The organism is Myxococcus sp. AB056, assembly GCF_006547365.1.
Taxonomy (GTDB): Bacteria; Myxococcota; Myxococcia; order Myxococcales; family Myxococcaceae; genus Myxococcus; species Myxococcus virescens.
Genome location: NZ_VHLB01000074.1, coordinates 24,142 through 42,545, shown reverse-complemented (window position 1 = coordinate 42,545; position 18,404 = coordinate 24,142). Strand labels below are relative to the sequence as shown.

Below are 18,404 nucleotides of genomic sequence, written 5' to 3'. Positions count from 1 at the left end.
GTGGTGTGGTGGGCGGGAGGGGACAGGGCACATGAGGTGGGAAGAGATGGGCGAGACGCCCCGGGAGGACAGGCGCGGAGGCAGGGACGGCGGTACGAAGGCGTCCTCCGGTCGCCCCTCCCTGCTGGCCGTGCTGGCGGAGAAGCCCTCGGTGGCGCGCGACATCGCGCGGGTGCTGGGGGCGAACGAACGCGGTGAGGGCTGGCTGCGCGGCAATGGCTACGTGGTGACGTGGGCCATCGGGCACCTGGTGGGCCTGGCGCAGCCCCATGAGATTCGCGCGGACTGGAAGAAGTGGAGCCGCGCGCTGCTGCCCATGCTCCCGGCGGACTGGCCGCTGGTCGTCTCCAAGGAGACGCGCAGTCAGTTCGAGGTGGTGAAGCAGGTACTCAACGCGCCGGAGGTGTCCTCGGTGGTGTGCGCCACGGACGCGGGGCGCGAGGGCGAGCTCATCTTCCGGTACATCTACGACGCGGCGAAGTGCCGCAAGCCGGTCCAGCGGCTGTGGGTGTCGTCGCTGACGGAGCGGGCCATCCAGGACGGCTTCCGCCGGCTCGCGGACGGCCGTGAATACGAAGCGCTGGCCGCCGCGGCCATGGGGCGCAGCCGGGCGGACTGGCTGGTGGGGATGAACCTGTCGCGCCTGTACACGCTGGCGCACGGGGGCCACGGAGAGATGCTGAGCGTGGGCCGGGTGCAGACGCCCACGCTGGCCATGGTGGTGGAGCGCGAGCTGGCCATCCGCGACTTCGTGCCGCGTGACTACCTGGAGCTCGTGGCCACCTTCGCGCCCAGGGCGAAGGGGGTTCCGCCGGACGCGCTGTACAAGGGCACGTGGTTCCGCTCGGGCCCGGATGGCAAGCCCGTGGCGCCCCCGGGCTTCGAGGGCGTGCGCGAGGCGCGGCGGCTGGATGCGAACGGCGTGGAGGCGCAGGCCATCATCGACCGGGTGCGCGCCGGGCGGGCCATCATCGAATCGCTGGAGTCGGAGGAGAAGCGGATGGCGCCTCCGCTCCTCTACGACTTGACGGAGCTGCAGCGGCACGCCAACCGGCTCCATGGCTTCAGCGCGCAGCGCACGCTGGAGGTGGCGCAGGCGCTCTACGAGAAGCACAAGCTGTTGAGCTATCCGCGCACCGCCAGTCGGCACCTGTCGCGCACCGTGGCGGACACGCTGCCGGAGGTGGTGAACGCCATTCGCGGGCCCTACGAGGAGGACCTGGCCGTCGGTACGGGGGCTCGGGCGCTGGGCAAGCGCTATGTGGATGACGCGAAGGTGACGGACCACCACGCCATCATCCCCACGCCCACGTCGCCAGGCGGGGTGCGGCTGTCTCCGGACGAGCAGCGCGTCTATGACCTGGTGTGCCGGCGTCTGCTCCAGGCGTGGCACGAGGACCACGTCTGGCGGGTCACCACGGTCATCACCGCGGTGACGTCGGCAGGGGCGCCGCCCGTGGTGGACCGCTTCCAGAGCACGGGCACCCAGGTGGAGCAGGTGGGCTGGAAGGTGCTGGACATTGGCGGCGGACAGAAGGCGCCGCGGCTGAAGTCGGAGGGGCGCAAGGGCGAGGACGCGGAGCGGGAGCCGGAGGACGAGCCCCAGACGCTGCCGTCGGGGTTGGCGCGCGCGCAGCCGCAGTCCGTGGAGGACGTGGAGGCGGTGAAGAAGCGCACGCGTCCGCCTCCGCGCTTCACGGATGCGACGCTGCTGACGGCCATGGAGTCGGCGGGGCGGGCGCTGGATGAGAAGGAGCTCGCGGACGCGATGCGCGAGACGGGCCTGGGGACTCCCGCCACCCGCGCGGCCATCATCGAGGTGCTGCTGGACCGCGAGTACCTGCGCCGCCGGGGCAAGGTGATGGAGGCCACGGAGAAGGGCATCCACCTCATCCAGGTGGTGCACCCGGATGTGAAGACACCGGCCATGACGGGCCAGTGGGAAGCGTGGCTCCAGCGTATCGAGCGTGGCGAAGGCCAGCTCGATGAGTTCATCCGCGGCATCGAGGCGTATGTCATCGAGGTGGTGGGCCATGGCGCCACCGCGCCGCAACGGCCTCCGCGCAACGATGTGTTGGGGGCTCCACCTGGAGCAGGTTGGGGGCAGGGCGGTGCGGCGCAGGTGGCGAGCGAGGGCGCGGCGCACGGCGCTGGCGCGGGAGCGCGTGGCCCTGGCGGGCAGGGGGCGTTCGCGGAGTCCTCTGCTGAGGGCTTCGGGGATGCTTCGGCGGGAGTGTCGGGGCGTGGCCGGCAGGGGGCGTTCGCGGAGGCTTCTGCCGAGCGCTTCGCGGATGCCGCGCCGGGTGTGCCGGGACAGGGACGCCCGGGTGCGTTCTCGGAGGCTTCGGAGCCGCTCTTCGGGACGCGGCGGAGCAGGACCTCGGGCTCCGTGGGGCGCTCGGAGCCTCATGGCGAGCCGCTGTCCTCCACCATGTCACCGGGCGGAGGAGCGGCCTCACGCCTTCCGCGGGCGGACGGCGCGGGCTGGAACGCCGGGGCCTGGGAGAACACGGGCGCCGCTCGCGCTCCAGTGAACCGTGCGAGGACCCCGGCGTCTGCCGCGTCCACCGGGCAGCGGCCGGAGCGCGTGCGGCGCGCACCGACGGCGCCCGAGGCGCTGCGTCCGCTGCTGAAGGAGGCGTTCGGCTTCTCGGACTTCCGGCCGTATCAGGAGGCCGTGTGCCGCGCGGCCACGGCGGGAGAGGACCTGCTGCTCGTGATGCCCACGGGCGCCGGCAAGTCGCTCTGCTACCAGTTGCCGGGTCTGGCGCGCGCGGGCACCACGCTGGTGGTGAGTCCGCTCATCGCGCTGATGGAGGACCAGGTGGCGCGGCTCCAGTCGCTCGGCTTCGCGGCGGACCGCATCCACTCCGGAAGAGACCGGGCCATGTCGCGGCAGGTGTGCGCGGACTACCTGGAGGACCGGCTCGACTTCCTGTTCATCGCGCCCGAGCGGCTCGGCGTCCCGGGCTTCGTGGAGTTCCTGGCGCGCCGCACGCCCGCGCTCATCGCGGTGGACGAGGCCCACTGCATCTCCCAGTGGGGACACGACTTCCGCCCGGACTACCGGCTCCTGGGCGCGCGGTTGCCCCTGCTGCGCCCCGCGCCCGTGGTGGCGCTCACCGCCACCGCCACGCCGGACGTGCAGCGGGACATCGTCCAGCAGCTCGGCCTGCAAGGCCCCGGGGGCAAGGCGCGCACCTTCATTCACGGCTTTCGCCGCACCAACATCGCCATCGAGGTGCGGGAGCTGAACCCCGGCGCGCGCGGCGACGCCATCCAGGGCCTGCTCGAGGACGAGGAGAACCGGCCCGCGATTGTCTACGCGGCCACGCGCAAGCATGCCGAGCAGCTCGCGGACCAGCTCGCGGGCGAGTTCCCCGCGGCCGCCTATCACGCGGGGCTCCAGCCTTCGGAGCGAGACCGGGTGCAGGCCGAGTTCCTCCGAGGCTCGCTGGAGGTCATCGTGGCCACCACGGCGTTCGGCATGGGCATCGACAAGGCGGACGTGCGCACCGTCATCCACGCGGCGCTCCCCGCCAGCCTGGAGGGCTACTACCAGGAGCTGGGCCGCGCGGGCCGCGATGGAAAGCCGTCGCGCGCGGTGCTGCTGCATTCGTACATCGACCGGCGCACGCACGAGTTCTTCCACAGGCGCGACTACCCGGAAGCGTACGTGCTGGAGCGGCTGTTCAAGTCCACGGCGCCGCAGCTCGAGCCCAAGGCCGTGCTCCAGGGCCGCGTGCGAGGAGACCCCGAGGTCTTCGACAAGGCACTGGAGCAGCTCTGGATTCACGGCGGCGTCGTCATGACGCCTGACGAGACGGTGATGCGCGGGAAGCCGGGCTGGTCCGCGTCGTACTCGGCCCAGCGCGATCGCAAGCTGCTGCACCTGGAGCAGATGGGGCGCTACGCGGAGGCCCATGGCTGCCGCATGAAGCAGCTCGTGGGGCACTTCGGTGACACCCAGGATTCGGGTGAGCCTTGTGGCCTGTGTGACGTCTGCGCGCCGGAGGACTGTGCCACGCTGCGCTTCGCCGAGCCGACCTCCGCGGAGCGGCACTGGCTGGAGCGCATCCTGGAGTCGCTCCAGGAGCGGGACGGACAGGCCACCGGACGGCTCCACCGCGAGTTGTTCGGAGAGTCCCTGCCACGGCGCGACTTCGAGCGACTGGTGGGGGGACTGGTCCGCGCCGGGCTGACGCGCTTGGAGGTGGACTCGTTCGACAAGGACGGGCAGGTCATCTCGTTCCAGCGCCTCGCCCTGACGGACGAGGGCCGGCGCACGCGTGCGGTGGACCCCCAGCGGGTGGTTTTGCCGTTGCCCCTGGAGAAGGCCGCGAAGCGCAAGCGGGGCAAGGGCGCGGAGAAGGGCACCGCGAAGCGGGCCACGGCCAAGAAGCGCACGGTCCGCGCCAAGGCCGGGGCCGCGACGCGGCGCACGGCATCCGAATCCGATGAGGAAGACTCGCCGACGCACTGGCGCGCGAACGCTCCCGCGAAGAGCACCGCCGGGGCGCCGCGTGCATCCCGGAGCACGGGGGCTCTGAGTGCCTCCGCGCCGGGCCGCCGCGCCGCGGCCGAGCCTTCTCCGAAAATGGTGGAGGCCTTGAAGGCCTGGCGGCTCACGGAGGCGCGCAAGCGGCGCGTGCCTGCCTTTCGCATCCTCACGGACCGGGTGCTGGAGGCCATCGCGGCGGCCTGTCCGGAGAATGGCTCGGAGTTGATGGCCATCCACGGGGTGGGGCCCTCCCTCACGGAGCGCTACGGCGCGCAGATTCTTTCCCTCGTGGCGCGCAGGAGCTGAGCCCGGACGCCTCGCGGAAGGAGGCGGCCTTCCCATGAAGGGAAGGGCGCTTCCCTCCGCGCGCCACGGAGATTCCAGCGCAAGTCCGAGGGCGGGGCGCAAGGGGCCGCGTCTCCACGCCCGCAGGAACGGGCAGCGTGCGTCCAGGCAACGAATCATCTTCACCGTGCTGCCGGGCAGTGCAGGCGGCGTCCGCCCATCGTCACGTTGGACCGGCCAAACCAGCGGACTTGTGCGCGGACGCAGGGCGAAGGGGGGCACGCGATGGAACTGGGCTTCGAGACGATTGGAAACGCCACGCTCATCTGCCACGACCACGGTCCGGTGCTGGTGACCGACCCGTGGACGGACGGCAGCGCATACTTCGGGAGTTGGACGCTGTCGCATGAGATTCCCGCGGCGCAGCGCGAGGCCATCCAGGCCTGTCCCTACGTGTGGCTGTCTCATGGCCACCCGGACCACCTGAGCATGGAATCGCTGGGCGCGCTGCGCTCGCGTACGCTGCTGGTGCCCAACCATTTCGGCCACCGCATGCGCGATGACCTGCGCGGGCAGGGCTTCAAGGTGCACGTGCTGGCGGACCGGGTGTGGACGCAGTTGTCACCGCGCATCCGCGTCATGTGCCTGCCGGACGTGAACCAGGACGCCGTCCTGTTGGTGGACATGGACGGGCGGCTGCTGGTCAACCTCAACGACGCGGGGGACCGCGGGGCCAGCCACTTCGTGCGCAAGGTGGTCAGCGGGTATCAGGAGTCGTATCTCCTGGCCCTGTCCGGGTACGGCGACGCGGACATGATCAACTTCTTCACCGAGGATGGGCAGCGCATCGCGCCCCATGCCGCGGCGAAGACGCCCGTGGGACGGACCATTGCCCGGCAGGCGGAGTTCTATGGGGTGCGCTACTTCATCCCCTTCAGCTCCATGCACAAGTACCAGCGGGCCGACAGCGTCTGGGCCTCCGAGTACACCACCCGGCTGGAGGACTACGGCCGGGGCTTCGAGTCGCGTACCTGCTCACTGCTGCCCGCGTTCATCCGCCACGACTTCATCCGCGGTCAGACGGAGCGCATCCAGCCCCGGGAGCGCGTCCTGCGCCCGGTGGACCCCAAGACCTTCGGTGACGACTGGAGCGATTCACTGGACACGGACGATGTGACGGCGCTCACCACCTACTTCCTCGGCGTGGAGCACCTGGGGCGCACGCTCGACTTTCTGCGCTTCCGCGTGGGCGGCCGGGAGCACGTCATCGAATTCCAGAAGCGCCGCTTCCGCCGGGGCATCACCTTCGAGGTGCCACGCGGCTCGCTGATGTCGGCCGTGCGCTACCAGGTCTTCGACGACCTGCTCATTGGCAACTTCATGAAGACGACGCTGCACGGCGACTTCGGCGCGGGGCGGCTCTACCCGGACTTCAGTCCCTATGTGGCCAAGTACGCGGACAACGGGCAGGCGCGCACGCGCAACGAGCTGCGGACCTATTTCGCGGACTACCGCAAGCGCGACCCGCTGGGCTTCCTGCGTGCCAAGGTGGAGACGCATTGCGTGCGGCCCCTGCAGACGCAGTCCGCGGAGCTGCTGCGCATGCTGCTGCCCCAGGACTCGCGGGGCTACCGTGCCGCCAAGGAGACCTTCTGGCGGGTCCGGCGCGCCCTGCTCTAGAGGTACGGCGACAGCAGCCGCGCCAGCCCATCCCGCAAGCGGATGGGCAGGGCGCGCGCGTCCACCTGCTCCAACGTGAGGGGCCGCGCGTTGCGCAGCCGCGCGGCCACCACGCCCTCCAGCTGCGTGGCCAGCGCGGTGTCGTAGCACTCCACGTTGAACTCGAAGTTGAGCCGCAGCGAGCGCGGGTCCCAGTTGGCCGAGCCGATGAGCGACCACACGCCGTCCACCACCATCAGCTTCGTGTGGTCGAAGGGCGGGGCGGTGAGGAAGATGCGGCAGCCCGGCCGCAGCACCTGCCACAGCTGCGCCCAGGCGGCCCACTGCACCAGCGGAAGATTGCCCTTCTCGGGAAGGAGGATGTCCACCTGGACGCCGCGCAGCGCCGCCACGCTCAGCGCGGTGATGAGCGCCGTGTCCGGGAGGAAGTAGGGCGTGACGATGCGCACCGACGTCCGCGCCGTGGCCAGGGCCCCCAGCAGCACCGTGCGCAGCGTCTCGAAGTCCTCGTCCGGGCCGTCCGCGATGCCCCGCGCGAGCACGGTGCCCACTTCGGTGAGCGGCGGGAACCAGGCCTCGCCTGTCAGCCGCTCGCGCGTGGTGAAGGCCCAGTCCTCCGCGAAGGTCTCCTGGAGCTGCCCCACCAGCGGTCCTTCGACGCGGAAGTGCAGGTCCACGGCGGCATGTTCGCCGGGCCAGAAGGCCTTGCGGATGTTCATGCCCCCCGTGAAGCCCACGCGCCCGTCCACCACCATCAGCTTGCGGTGGTTGCGCAGGTTGGCGAAGGGCAGCCGGTAGGGCATCAGCGACGGCAGGAAGCGCGCGGCGCGGACGCCGGCTCGGCGCAGCCGGCCCAGGATGGGCGGCCACGTGTAGCGCGAGCCCACCGCGTCCACCAGCACCCGCACCTCCACGCCTCGCTTCACCGCCGCGCTCAGCGCCTCCACGAAGTGCCGGCCCGCCACGTCATTGTCGAAGATGTAGCTGCACAGCGACAGGGTCGTGCGCGCCGCGTCAATCGCCTCCAGCATGGCGGGGTAGGCGTCCCGGCGGGACTCCAGCACGGTGAAGCGGTTGCCCGGCAGCAGCGGCCGTCCCACCACCGCGTCCCCCAGCCGCACCAGGGGTGTCAGGGGAGCGGCCTCTGGGTGGGGGCCGCTCACCGTCTCCGCCTTCATGGGCGCCACCTGGAACAGCGGCGGAAAGCGGCCGTGCTCTTGTTTCAGCATCAACGAGCGCGCCCGGCGCCGGATGCGGTTGATGCCCAGGAGGACGTACAGCACCCCGCCCAGCACCGGCACCAGCCACGCCAGCCCCACCCAGCCCACCGCAGCCCGCACGTCCCGCTTGTGCAGCACCGCATGGGCGCTGGCCACCACGCTGATGAGCACGGTCAGCGCCGCCACCACATGGGGCCAGGCCACCTCCAACCAGGCGGGGATGTCGAACAGGTGCATAGCGAACGGCGGGGTCCTCCTGTTCCGCCTATCACGCCCGCAAGGAGCGCGCAGTCCTCAGCGCCCCCGGGCGTCGGGAATCAACCCCCTCGGCCGCCATCCCCCGTGTGCCGGCGCTGGCTGAATGAATCCAGCCCTGCTGCGGTGAGAGGGTTGACGCAGGCTGTCTGGGAATGCATCTTGCCAATGTCTGGCGTTTTGCAACGGGTGGTTTTCCCCCCGGGCGCAGCGGACCTGACCCACGGGGCAGGTGACCGACAACCAGACAGCACTGTCTGGTTTGGATGCAGCTCCCTCGGAAGACGCGATTCCTCCGTGCCGACGCCACGTTGCCGGGCGCGCCGTCAGGAGCGTTTACGTCCTTTGACTCCAAACATGGAATGTCTTTAGTCCATGCAATGTCGTGAAAGCTTGATTTGTCCTCTGGGCGTCGGATTGGCGCGGCGGTTGCTCAAGGGCGGAGCGCTCCAGGCCGCGGCTGGCGGAATCGCCGGGCGGCGGGTGCGTCCCCCGAAGTAGGCGTCAGAGGAAACCCCAAGATGCTCAAGTTCCGCTCCGTTGCGCTGGTTGCTGGTGTGGCCCTTCTCGGTTCCGCGTGCGGTGGCCCGGAGGCCTCCGAGTCCGAGCCGACGAAGATGACGTGGGAGGAGTTCCGGGCCTCGGTGTACGAGGATCCCGAGGGCAAGCTGATTTTCGACGGCGACATGGCGCTGGACAGCGAGGAGGAGCTGCGCGCCTTCTTCGACAACCACGTCGCGGCGGAGACGGGCACCAGCCGGGGTGGCCTGGCCGTCTACAACACCAGCCCCACCAAGGCCCTCAGCGGGGACGTGAAGTGGAGCGCCACCCAGGCGCGCAACCTCACGTACTGCGTCAGCAGCACCTTCTCCGGCAACAAGTCGCGCGTGGTGACGGCGATGAACAGCGCCACGGCGGCCTGGGAGGCCACCGCGAACGTCAACTTCACCCACGTGACGGCGCAGGACGGGGCCTGCACCGCTTCGAACAACAACGTGCTCTTCGACGTGCGTCCGGTGAACTCGGGCGGCCAGTACCTGGCGCGCGCCTTCTTCCCGAACTCGGGGCGCTCGGGCCGCAACGTGCTGGTGGACAACACCGCCTTCGGCCCCATCTCGCCCTGGACGCTGGAGGGCATCATGCGCCACGAGCTGGGCCACGTGCTGGGCTTCCGCCACGAGCACACCCGCTCCACGGGCAGCGGCTGCTTCGAGGACAACGCGTGGCGCGCCCTGACGTCGACGTATGACCGCGCGTCCGTCATGCACTACCCGCAGTGCGCTGGCACCCAGACGGGCGACCTGGTGCTCACCACCCTGGACAAGCAGGGCGCTCGCGCGCTGTACCCGTAGTCCCACGATGCAGGACCGCCGCCCTGGCCGCGCCGTGAGGCCCGGTCAGGAAGGCGCGCTGGCTGGAGGGCACCCCGTGCTCGGGCGGGTGCCTTCCGGCCTCATCGTGCTCACGTGGGGCCCGTCGTCAGGACGGCGCGCCGATGCTCGGCTCCTCGCCCGCGCGTTGCGACTCGAAGAAGATGAGCGTCTTCACGTGGTCCGCGTCCTCGATGTCCAGGCACTCCAGCTCGCCGCTCTCGCTCTCGTCCGCGTAGATGTGGTCGGGCTTGAGGATGCGGTGGGTGACTTCTCCGCCCGGCCGGCCCACGATGATTTCCACGGAGCCCTGGTCGCTCCCCTTCGACTCGAGGGCAATCTCCACCAGCGGCAGCCTGCCGGCGAGCGGCTGGTCGCCGAAGTCGACGCTCTCCGTCTCGATGCGCACCCAGTGGTCGCGCTCCAGGTTGCTCAGCAAGGCGAGGTAGTCCCCCCAGCCTTCCCTGGGTATCTCCCGAGTGTGATGCATGTGTCTGCCCTCCGGATTCCGTTGCTCAGCAAAACCGTAAGGCTTGTGCGTGCGGGGTGTGGAACGGGCCTGCTTCCCTGGCACGTCACCTGGCCGGGAGGCGCGCGGCTACACCCGCCGCGCCTGGACCTCGCCGCCCTCCAGTGTCAGCCGGAGCGTGCCGTCGTTGTCTCGCTGGCCAAAGTGCTCGTAGGCGGCCCGCTCCAGCAAGGGGGCGAGCGTGGTGCGCAGCCCTCGCGCGCCCGTCTCCCGCTTGAGCGCGCGGGCCACGACGAACTCCCGCACCTCGGTGTCCACCTGCAGGCGCAGCCCTTCCTGCTCGAACTCGCGCTCGTAGGCACGCAGCACGTTGTGCTGGAGGATGTCGCCCAGGGTGCCCGCGTCCAGGGGCGAGAAGGAGACCAGCCGGTTGAAGCGGCCAATGAGCTCCGGGATGAAGCCGTAGCGCGCGAAGGCGGTGGTCTGTTCCAACTGCTCCTCCGTCACTCGCGTGGCGATGCTCTCCGCCCGCGCCGGGAGCGGTTCGCGGCCGAAGCCCAGGTGTTCGCTCCGGGCCAGCCCCTCCGCGGTGGCGCCCAGGCCACTGAAGGCGCCGCACGCGATGAAGGTGACGCAGGCCAGCTCCATGGTGTCGGGCCGCTGGCGGCTGGTGAAGCCGAAGTCGGGCGGGAAGTCCGCGCTGGGGGCGGACAGCATGTGCAGCAGGCTGCGCTGCACGCCGAAGCCGCTGACGTCCTTCGTGGTCTGCTGGCCGGCGAAGCGGCTGTCGGAGCGGCTGGTGGCGAGCTTGTCGAACTCGTCCATGCACACCACGCCGCAGCCGGCCCAGGCCGCGTTCCGGTCCGCGGCTTCGTACAGGCGCGACAGCAGCGTGCTCACGTCGTCGCCCACGTAGCCCGTTTCGGAGAACTGCGTGGCGTCCGCCAGCACGGTGGGCACGGCGAGGATTTCGCGGAACAGCAGCTCCACGAGGAACGTCTTCCCCGAGCCGGTGGGCCCCAGGAAGAGGCAGTTCTCCCGCATGCCCGGTTCGGGGGCGAGCCCCTCCAGGAACAGGTGACGGATGCGGCGCAGGTGCCGGTACGCCAGCACGGATGCCGCGCGGCGCGCCTCCGTCTGCCCCCGGTAGCCCAGGTCCGACAACCGCTCGTCGATTTCGCGGGGAGAGAGGACCTCGATGGCGGCGACGCGCGCGCGCACGTCCTCGTCAGGCGATTCGGGCAGCGGCTCCAGGCCAGGGTGGGTGATGCTCATTCCAGGGGACTCCAATCAGGGGCGGGTGGCCGCCGGCGGGCGCATCATCCTGGCGGGGAGCGGGGCCGACAAGACGGCCCGTGCGCCTGCTCACGGTCATCTTCCAGCCGGGGTGTCGTCGTCACGAACACCGTCGGCCGGTTCCCATTCCTTTCGGGCGCCATGCCTACCCGTGAACATCCGCCGCGCGGCGGGCGCGGCTGGCCTCACGGAGTGCTCCTCAAGGACAGGGGTGACGCATTACAGGGACATGCCCATGGGTCCAGCGGATGAGTCTCGGGCAGCGCGGTCGAAGGCCCCTCTCTTGGGGGCGTGGGTGGAGGCGGACGGGCGGGTGCGGTGGCGTGTCTGGGCGCCCGGCCACCAGCGCGTGGAGGTGGTGCTGCACGACGCGCAAGGCAATCCCGGCCGCGTCTTGCCGATGACGCCGGAGCCCGGCGGCTGCTTCGGCGCGGTGCTGGAAGGGCAGGGCGCGGGGCTTCGCTACAAGCTGCGCGTGGACGGAGAAGGCCCCTTCCCGGACCCGTGGTCGCGTTCGCAGCCCCAGGGCGTGCATGGGCCGTCCGAAGTGGTGGTGCCCGACTTCGCCTGGACGGACGCGGGCTGGAAGGGCGTGGCGCCGCAGGCGCTGGTCATCTACGAGGTGCACGTGGGCACGGCCACGCCCGAAGGCACCTTCGAGTCGCTCATCCCGCGGCTGGCCGGCCTCAAGGCGCTGGGCATCACCGCGCTGGAGCTGATGCCGGTGGCGTCCTTCCCGGGACGCCGCAACTGGGGCTACGACGGCGTGAGCCTGTTCGCGCCCCACCAGGCCTACGGCGGTCCGGAGGGGCTGCGCCGGTTGGTGGACGCCGCGCACGCGCACGGGCTCGCGGTGCTGATGGACGCCGTCTACAACCACTTCGGACCGGATGGGAATTACCTGCGGGTGTATTCGCCGCACTACTTCACCGGCCGCCACCACACGCCGTGGGGCGACGCGGTGAACTACGACGGCGAAGGCAGCGCCCACGCGCGGACCCAGGTGCTGGCCAACGTGGAGATGTGGATTGCCGACTACCACCTGGACGGCCTGCGCCTGGACGCCGCGCACGCCATCATCGACGACGGCACGCCGCACCTGCTCACCGAAATCGCCGTGCGGGCGCGGGCCTGCGCGCCGGGCCGGCAGGTGCATGTCATCGCCGAGGACGAGCGCAACGAGCGGCGCCTGATGCGCCCCGCGTCGGAGGGCGGCCTGGGGCTGGACGGCGTGTGGGCGGATGACTTCCACCACCAGCTGCGCCGCGCCTTCGCGGGGGACAGCGAGGGCTACTACCAGGACTACACGGGCAACACGGAGGACCTGGCGCGCACGCTGAACCAGGGCTGGTTCTACGAAGGGCAGGTGTCGAAGAACCTGGGCCATGCGCGAGGCACGAAGGCGGATGGGCTGGAGCCCTGGCGCTTCGTCCACTGCATCCAGAACCATGACCAGGTGGGCAACCGTGCCTTCGGCGAGCGGCTGGGGCACGACGTGAGCCCCGCAGCCTTCCGCGCCATGAGTGGACTGCTGCTGCTGTCCCCCTACACGCCCATGCTCTTCATGGGGCAGGAGTGGAACGCCAGCACGCCCTTCCTCTACTTCACCGAGCACAACGCGGAGCTGGGCAAGCTCGTCACGGAGGGCCGGCGAAAGGAGTTCGCCGGCTTCGCGCGCTTCTCGGGCGCGGAGGTGCCGGACCCGCAAGCGGAGGACACCTTCACCCGCTCCCGACTGGACTGGGCGGAGGCGGAGAAGCCAGGGCACGCGGGCGTGCGAGCGCTCTACCGGGAGCTGCTCCGTCTGCGCGCGTCGGAGCCCGCTCTGCGCGAGACGGGGCGGGGCTCGTATGCGGCCCGGGCCCTGGGGCCGGACGCCCTGGTGCTCGAACGGCGCGGGGGCGGCCAGCGCCTGCAGGTGTTGCTCAGCCTGCGCGGCGCGCTGGATTATCCGGTGCCCGCCGGCTCGGAGCTGGTGCTGTGGACTGAAGACGCTTGCTTCGGCGGCTCCGAAAAATTGCAGCCATTGAAGCAAGACGCCGTGCGGTTGAATGGTTCGGCTCTGGCTGTGATAAGACTTCCCGCCAAAGACTGATAAACTCGCCGTGTTTCATTGCATGTATTGCCGCAGGGCGAGCGGGCATGGCTGAAAACATGCTCAAGAAATGTCGTGGGAATTCCATATCGACTCAAAGGGTATTGGGGCCCGCAGTCCGACGTTGAGTCGGTAACACCTCCGGCCGCTCCTGAAGAGAGCCTCCGCGCGTAGGCGCGGGTGCCTCCTTCCGGGCGGACGGGGAGATGGAAGTCCACGCGCCGCGGGGGGAACGCGGCGCTCCGGAAAGGCCCTTGGCCGCTCCGATGTGTCGCGGAAGCTCGCGGCCTCACTTGAGGTAGTCACTTGAATCGACAGCACTCGACTTCGTCCCTGGGGGGATGGAAGCGCTTCCGTACGTCTGTCACCGCGTTCTCGCTGGCTGTCGGCGCGTTCGCGACGCCCGCGCTGGCCGCTGGAGGCTTCGTCTCCGCCACCGCCAGCTCCTATGACGCTCCCACCCCTCCCTCGATGGCGGTGGACGGCAACAAGGCCACGCGCTGGTCGGCCTCGGGCGCGGGCCAGTGGATTCGCGGCGACATGGGGGCGGTGAAGCCGCTGAACGGCCTGGACATCGCCTGGTTCCGTGGCAACGAGCGCATCAACCTCTTCGACATCTCCACGTCGACGGACGGGACCACGTTCACCCGCGTCTTCGTGGGCATCTCCTCCGGGAAGACGGCTGAGTTCGAGCGCGTCACCTTCCCCACGGTGAACGCCCGCTACGTGCGCGTCACCTTCTACGGCAGCACCCAGACGACCTGGGGCAGCATCACGGACATGGCGGCCCTCTCCGGCGCCACCATCCCGGACCCGGACCCGGAGAATCCGGACCCGGAGAATCCGGACCCGGAGAATCCGGACCCCGGCCCCACGCCCACGCAGGACAAGTTCGGCGTGACGATGATCTACCCGACCAGGTCGGGCGGCGAGCAGTGGTTCCTGGCGGACAACGCGACGTCCGACAATCGCTTTGACCCGCAGAACACCATCACTCGCAACTCGGACGGCTCCTGGAAGATGAAGAACAGCAAGGTGCGCATGTCCGTGTTCACCTCCACGGGCTACAGCGCGTCCAAGATTCCGACCTACGACCGTGACGTGCTGGCCAGCCGAGGCTACATGCAGGCGGCGAACGACTGGCGGAACGTGGAGATGACGGGCTTCATCAAGGTCAACTCCACGTCCGACAACTCGGACAACTTCGCCTGGTACGCGCGTGGCGGAAAGCACAACGACAACCACTCGGGCTGCGAGGGCAGCGCCTACAAGGGCTCGCTGCACTATGACGGCCGCGTGCGCTGGCAGAAGGAGACGTGGCACGTCTCCTACGAGCAGGCGTCGTACAAGACGGGCACGTCCGCGCTCCGCGGCCGCTGGGTGGGCTTCAAGTCGGTGATGCGCAACACCAAGGTCAACGGCAAGGACGCCGTGCGCCTGGAGATGTACCTCAACGAGAACGCCGACAAGAAGACCTGGAAGAAGGTCTACGACATGGTGGACTCGGGTAGCTGGGGTGGCGACGCCAGCCACTGTGGCGGCGGGGTGAACGCCATGCCGATTACCTGGGGCGGCCCCATCGCGGTGTTCCGCTGGGACAGCGCCACCGACGTGGACTTCAAGTGGCTGTCCGTGCGCGAAATCCCCGCGGAGCAGTAAACGGCTGACGACAGTTGGCGCCCCGCCCCGGTACTCCCAGGAGTGCCGGGGTGGGGCGTTTTCAGCGCATCCGATGGGGGCCATCAACGCCATCCGGCCTCCTGGTGGATTCCCCCTGTCGACAGGGGCCCCTCTCCCGTGTTCTGGATTCGGCCCGATATGGCCATGAACGTCCAGACCGCCACCGACTCGTCCGACCGCATCTGGGAGCAGGAAATCCTCCCCGCGCTCGAGCGCTACATCCGTATCCCCAACAAGTCGCCCGCCTTCGACCCGGACTGGGTCCGCTCCGGCCACATGGAGGCCGCCGTTCAGCTCGTCGCGGACTGGTGCCTCGCGCAGGCCCAGCACCTGCCCGGGCTGGTGCTGGAGGTGGTGCGCCTCAAGGACGAGAAGGGCCGCGAGCGCACGCCGGTCATCTACATGGAGGTGCCCGGGACGAAGGGCGACGACACCATCCTCTTGTATGGCCACCTGGACAAGCAGCCGGAGATGACGGGCTGGCGCGAGGGCCTGACGCCGTGGACGCCGGTGCGCGAGGGCGACAAGCTCTACGGGCGCGGCGGCGCGGATGACGGCTACTCCGCCTTCGCGTCGCTCACCGCCATCCGCCTGCTGCGCGAGCAGGGCCTGCCGCACGCGCGCTGCGTGGTGCTCATCGAGGCGTGCGAGGAGAGCGGCAGCTACGACTTGCCGGCCTACATCGAGGCGCTGGCGCCGCGCATCGGCAAGCCGTCGCTGGTGGTGTGTCTGGATTCCGGCTGCGCCAACTACGAGCAGCTGTGGATGACCACGTCGCTGCGCGGCATGGTGGCCGGCAACCTGCGGGTGGACGTGCTCACGGAGGGCGTACACTCCGGGGACGCGAGCGGAATCGTCCCGTCGTCCTTCCGCGTGCTCCGGCAGGTGCTGTCTCGCGTGGAGGAGGAGGGCACGGGCAAGGTGCTGGTGGAGGCCCTGCACACGCAGATTCCGGAGGCGCGGCGCGACCAGGCCCGCGCGGCGGCCAAGGTGCTGGGGGAGGAGGTCTTCACCAAGTTCCCCTGGGTGCCCGGCATCCGCCCCATGTCGGACGACGGCGCGGAGCTGGTGCTCAACCGGACGTGGCGTCCGGCGCTGTCCGTGACGGGCGTGGACGGCATGCCGGCGCTCAACAGCGCGGGCAACGTGCTGCGGCCCTTCACCACGGTGAAGCTGTCCATGCGCATCCCGCCGCGCGTGGACCCCAAGGCGGCCATGGAGGCGCTGACGCAGGCGCTGGTGAAGGACCCGCCTTACGGCGCGACGGTGACGTTCGAGGGTGAGAAGTCCAGCACCGGCTGGGACGCACCGCCGCTGGCCTCCTGGCTGTCGAACGCGGTGGAGTCCGCGTCCGACACCTACTTCGGCCGGCCGGCCATGGCCATGGGCGAGGGCGGCACCATCCCCTTCATGGGCATGCTGGGCGAGCGCTTCCCGGAGGCGCAGTTCCTCATCACCGGCCTGCTGGGCCCGGGCAGCAACGCCCACGGCCCCAACGAGTTCCTCCACATCCCCACGGGCAAGAAGCTCACCTGCTGCGTGGCCAGCGTCATCGCCGACCACTTCAAGCGGTAGGCGGCTTCCGCCGTGCCCGCTTCCCAGGCCGGGGAGCGGGCGCTTCATCCAGCGCCTCGTCGGTGAGGCGCACGGTACGGCGGTTCCAGGAGAACGTCAGGCGCTTGCCCGTCTCCGGCCAGTCGAAGGACACCGCGCCCGTGCGGCGGTCCTTCGCCAATGACAGACGCACGCCCCATTGGGGCGCCTCCTGGACGCGGTGGCGCAGGTCCTGGGCGACGGCGTCCACCGCGTCCCGCAGGGCCACGCCCAGGTTCATCAGGCCGAGCTGTTCGCCGTTCAGGATGTGCGGGGCAGGGGGCGGCGTGGACCCCAGGAACTGTTGCTCGCCCACGGGCCGGAAGGCCGCGGACGTGGGCGGCGCATCCATCATCAGCAAGGGACCGCCGTCCGCCTTGCGGAAGAAGTACGGCACGTCGTAGCGGCCCAGTTGCTCGCGCTCCTCGGTGCTGAAGCGCACGCGGCCCCGGTTGCTGGCGCCGGGCACCTGCCCTGGGGACGCCAGCATCATGTGCTCCAGCGGCGCGTCATACGCGTCCGAGGGTTTGACGAGCACGCGGACATGGTGCCGCCGCGCCGCGCGCGCGAGGAAGGCCGTCACGCGTTCGTGCTCCATGAGCAGCTTGGTCCACACGTCGAACATGCCGCGCAGGAAGGGCAGCAGGTGGGCCGCGTAGCCTACGTGGCCGTCTGTGTCCGCCACCACGGAGCGGGCCTCCTCCCGGGCCCACGCGCGCCTTCGCGGGCGAAGCTGGAGCGCGCCGTTCCGGGTGGGGAAGAAGCACAGCAGCGGACCGCCGGTGGTGCACCACCAGGCGCGCCACTCGAAGCCGACGTGGTGGTTGCCGCGCCGGTTCCCCGCTGAAATGAGCCCTGTCTCCGGGAGCCGGCGCACGGGACAGAAGAACAGCTCCAGGTCCACCAGGTAGGGCAGGGGCTCGCGTTGCCCGCGCCGGACGCCCACCACCAGGTTGCTGCCCTGCAGGTCCGCCGCGCCCACGGCGAAGCACGTGCCGGTGAGGGCGCCCGCGTGGTGCCAGTAGCGCGCGGCCTGGGGCGGCGGCAGTTGGCAGCCGTGGAGCTTCAGTTGGGGCGAATCGCGGAGGACGCCCCACTGGCGGGGACGTTCAATCCAGTCCTGCCAGCTATACGTGAAGGCGTCCCTGCCTCGTCCCCGCAGGACGCGCAGGGTGGGGAGCCGCACCGCTCCGGAGGCCGCCGGGAGCTGGTTGACCCAGGCGAAGAAGGCGCGTGGGCCACGCCGCTCCGGCTCCGCCAGGAAGAGGGCCTCTCCGCTCGCGGGCCGGGGCTTGTACGCCAGCGCGCCGCCCCGGCGGAACTGGACGCGCAGGACGTGCTGCCGCCCGTTGTGCGTCTCCTCGGGGTTGGCCCAGAGTCGGGTGACGGGGCCCTCGAAGCCCGCGCGGCGGAAGACGCCGGCCTTCAGGTCGCGTGCGAGCCGCTTCGCGAAGAGGCCGAAGAAGGCCAGGAACCCGTCCCTCAGGCAGAGCAGCCCTGGGTGGGGCCCCTGTGTCGCCGGGGTGGCGGCGCACAAGGCGAAGGCATCCGTCAGCACCGGGCCGAACAGCGCCGCGTTGGCGAGCCGCACGACGCGCGCGCTGAACAGGCCCGGGTGCCGCCGGGCAATGGCGTCGCACCCGTCGCCCAGGGCTTCATAGAAATCCACCAGCGGCTGGAAGGCGGGCTGTGAGAGCAGGGCGCCCAGCCGCGCGGCGTCACTGGCACCTTGGAAGGCGCGGGCCGCTTGCAGCACACGCTCGGGGCCGGGCCGGACAATGGGCGGGAAGCAGTCGCTGGCCTCGGGGCCCTTGCGGACGGCCTCCAGGAGGCGGCGGGTCTGCGGAGGAAAGCGGGGTGGGGCGGCTGGAGGTGTTGGTGCAAGGGATGGCAGCACATGCGCCCTTCGCGTCATCAGTCGGCCCTGGCCCGGTGGGGCGAAAATAGAAACGCGCGGCCC

10 protein-coding genes are annotated in these 18,404 nt (G+C 70.3%); 6 read left to right on the top strand and 4 right to left on the bottom strand.

Translation table 11 applies throughout. The annotated features are described in order from the left end of the window. Nucleotides 1-31 precede the first annotated feature (31 nt). The gene (locus FMP39_RS27135; RefSeq protein WP_228558371.1) at nt 32-4,807 is read left to right on the top strand and encodes a DNA topoisomerase 3; all 4,776 of its coding nucleotides are present in this window, start codon (nt 32-34) and stop codon (nt 4,805-4,807) included. Between the two features lie 264 nt (nt 4,808-5,071). Next, complete coding sequence (locus FMP39_RS27130; protein WP_194858585.1) at nt 5,072-6,466, top strand: MBL fold metallo-hydrolase; 1,395 nt, start codon at nt 5,072-5,074, stop codon at nt 6,464-6,466. On the opposite strand, the gene FMP39_RS27125 is transcribed toward FMP39_RS27130, so the two are convergent. Beyond that, the gene (locus tag FMP39_RS27125; RefSeq protein WP_141593049.1) at nt 6,463-7,923 is read right to left on the bottom strand and encodes a phospholipase D-like domain-containing protein; all 1,461 of its coding nucleotides are present in this window, start codon (nt 7,921-7,923) and stop codon (nt 6,463-6,465) included. The two genes, FMP39_RS27130 and FMP39_RS27125, sit on opposite strands and share 4 nt — an antisense overlap. A 539-nt stretch (nt 7,924-8,462) precedes the next feature. Between FMP39_RS27125 and FMP39_RS27120 the strand changes: the two genes are divergently transcribed. Next, on the top strand, nt 8,463-9,293 hold the full coding sequence (locus tag FMP39_RS27120) for a M57 family metalloprotease (RefSeq protein ID WP_194858584.1): 831 nt from the start codon (nt 8,463-8,465) through the stop codon (nt 9,291-9,293). Between the two features lie 127 nt (nt 9,294-9,420). On the opposite strand, the gene FMP39_RS27115 is transcribed toward FMP39_RS27120, so the two are convergent. Together FMP39_RS27115 and FMP39_RS27110 are read right to left on the bottom strand one after the other, a co-directional pair. Beyond that, nucleotides 9,421-9,801, bottom strand: coding sequence for a DUF5335 family protein (locus FMP39_RS27115; protein WP_194858583.1), 381 nt, complete (start codon nt 9,799-9,801; stop codon nt 9,421-9,423). A gap of 108 nt (nt 9,802-9,909) precedes the next feature. Next, nucleotides 9,910-11,055 (bottom strand): AAA family ATPase, encoded by a 1,146-nt coding sequence (locus FMP39_RS27110; protein WP_194858582.1) that lies wholly within the window; start codon nt 11,053-11,055, stop codon nt 9,910-9,912. 250 nt (nt 11,056-11,305) lie between these two features. Here FMP39_RS27110 and treZ point away from each other — a divergent pair, with 250 nt between their 5' ends. The 3 genes from treZ to FMP39_RS27095 all read left to right on the top strand — a co-directional run bounded on the left by treZ (nt 11,306) and on the right by FMP39_RS27095 (nt 16,426). Beyond that, a complete protein-coding gene (gene treZ / locus FMP39_RS27105) occupies nt 11,306-13,171 on the top strand; it encodes a malto-oligosyltrehalose trehalohydrolase (protein ID WP_141593045.1) in 1,866 nt (621 codons plus the stop codon). A 306-nt stretch (nt 13,172-13,477) separates the two neighbouring features. Further along, nucleotides 13,478-14,830: a discoidin domain-containing protein gene (locus FMP39_RS27100; RefSeq protein ID WP_141593044.1), complete on the top strand. Its 1,353-nt coding sequence runs from the start codon at nt 13,478-13,480 to the stop codon at nt 14,828-14,830. A gap of 159 nt (nt 14,831-14,989) precedes the next feature. After that, nucleotides 14,990-16,426, top strand: a complete 1,437-nt coding sequence (locus FMP39_RS27095) for a M20 family metallopeptidase (RefSeq protein WP_194858581.1) — start codon at nt 14,990-14,992, stop codon at nt 16,424-16,426. Here the strand turns inward: FMP39_RS27095 and FMP39_RS27090 are convergent. After that, nucleotides 16,416-18,341, bottom strand: a complete 1,926-nt coding sequence (locus FMP39_RS27090; RefSeq protein WP_228558370.1) for a type 2 lantipeptide synthetase LanM — start codon at nt 18,339-18,341, stop codon at nt 16,416-16,418. The two genes, FMP39_RS27095 and FMP39_RS27090, sit on opposite strands and share 11 nt — an antisense overlap. Nucleotides 18,342-18,404 lie beyond the last annotated feature (63 nt).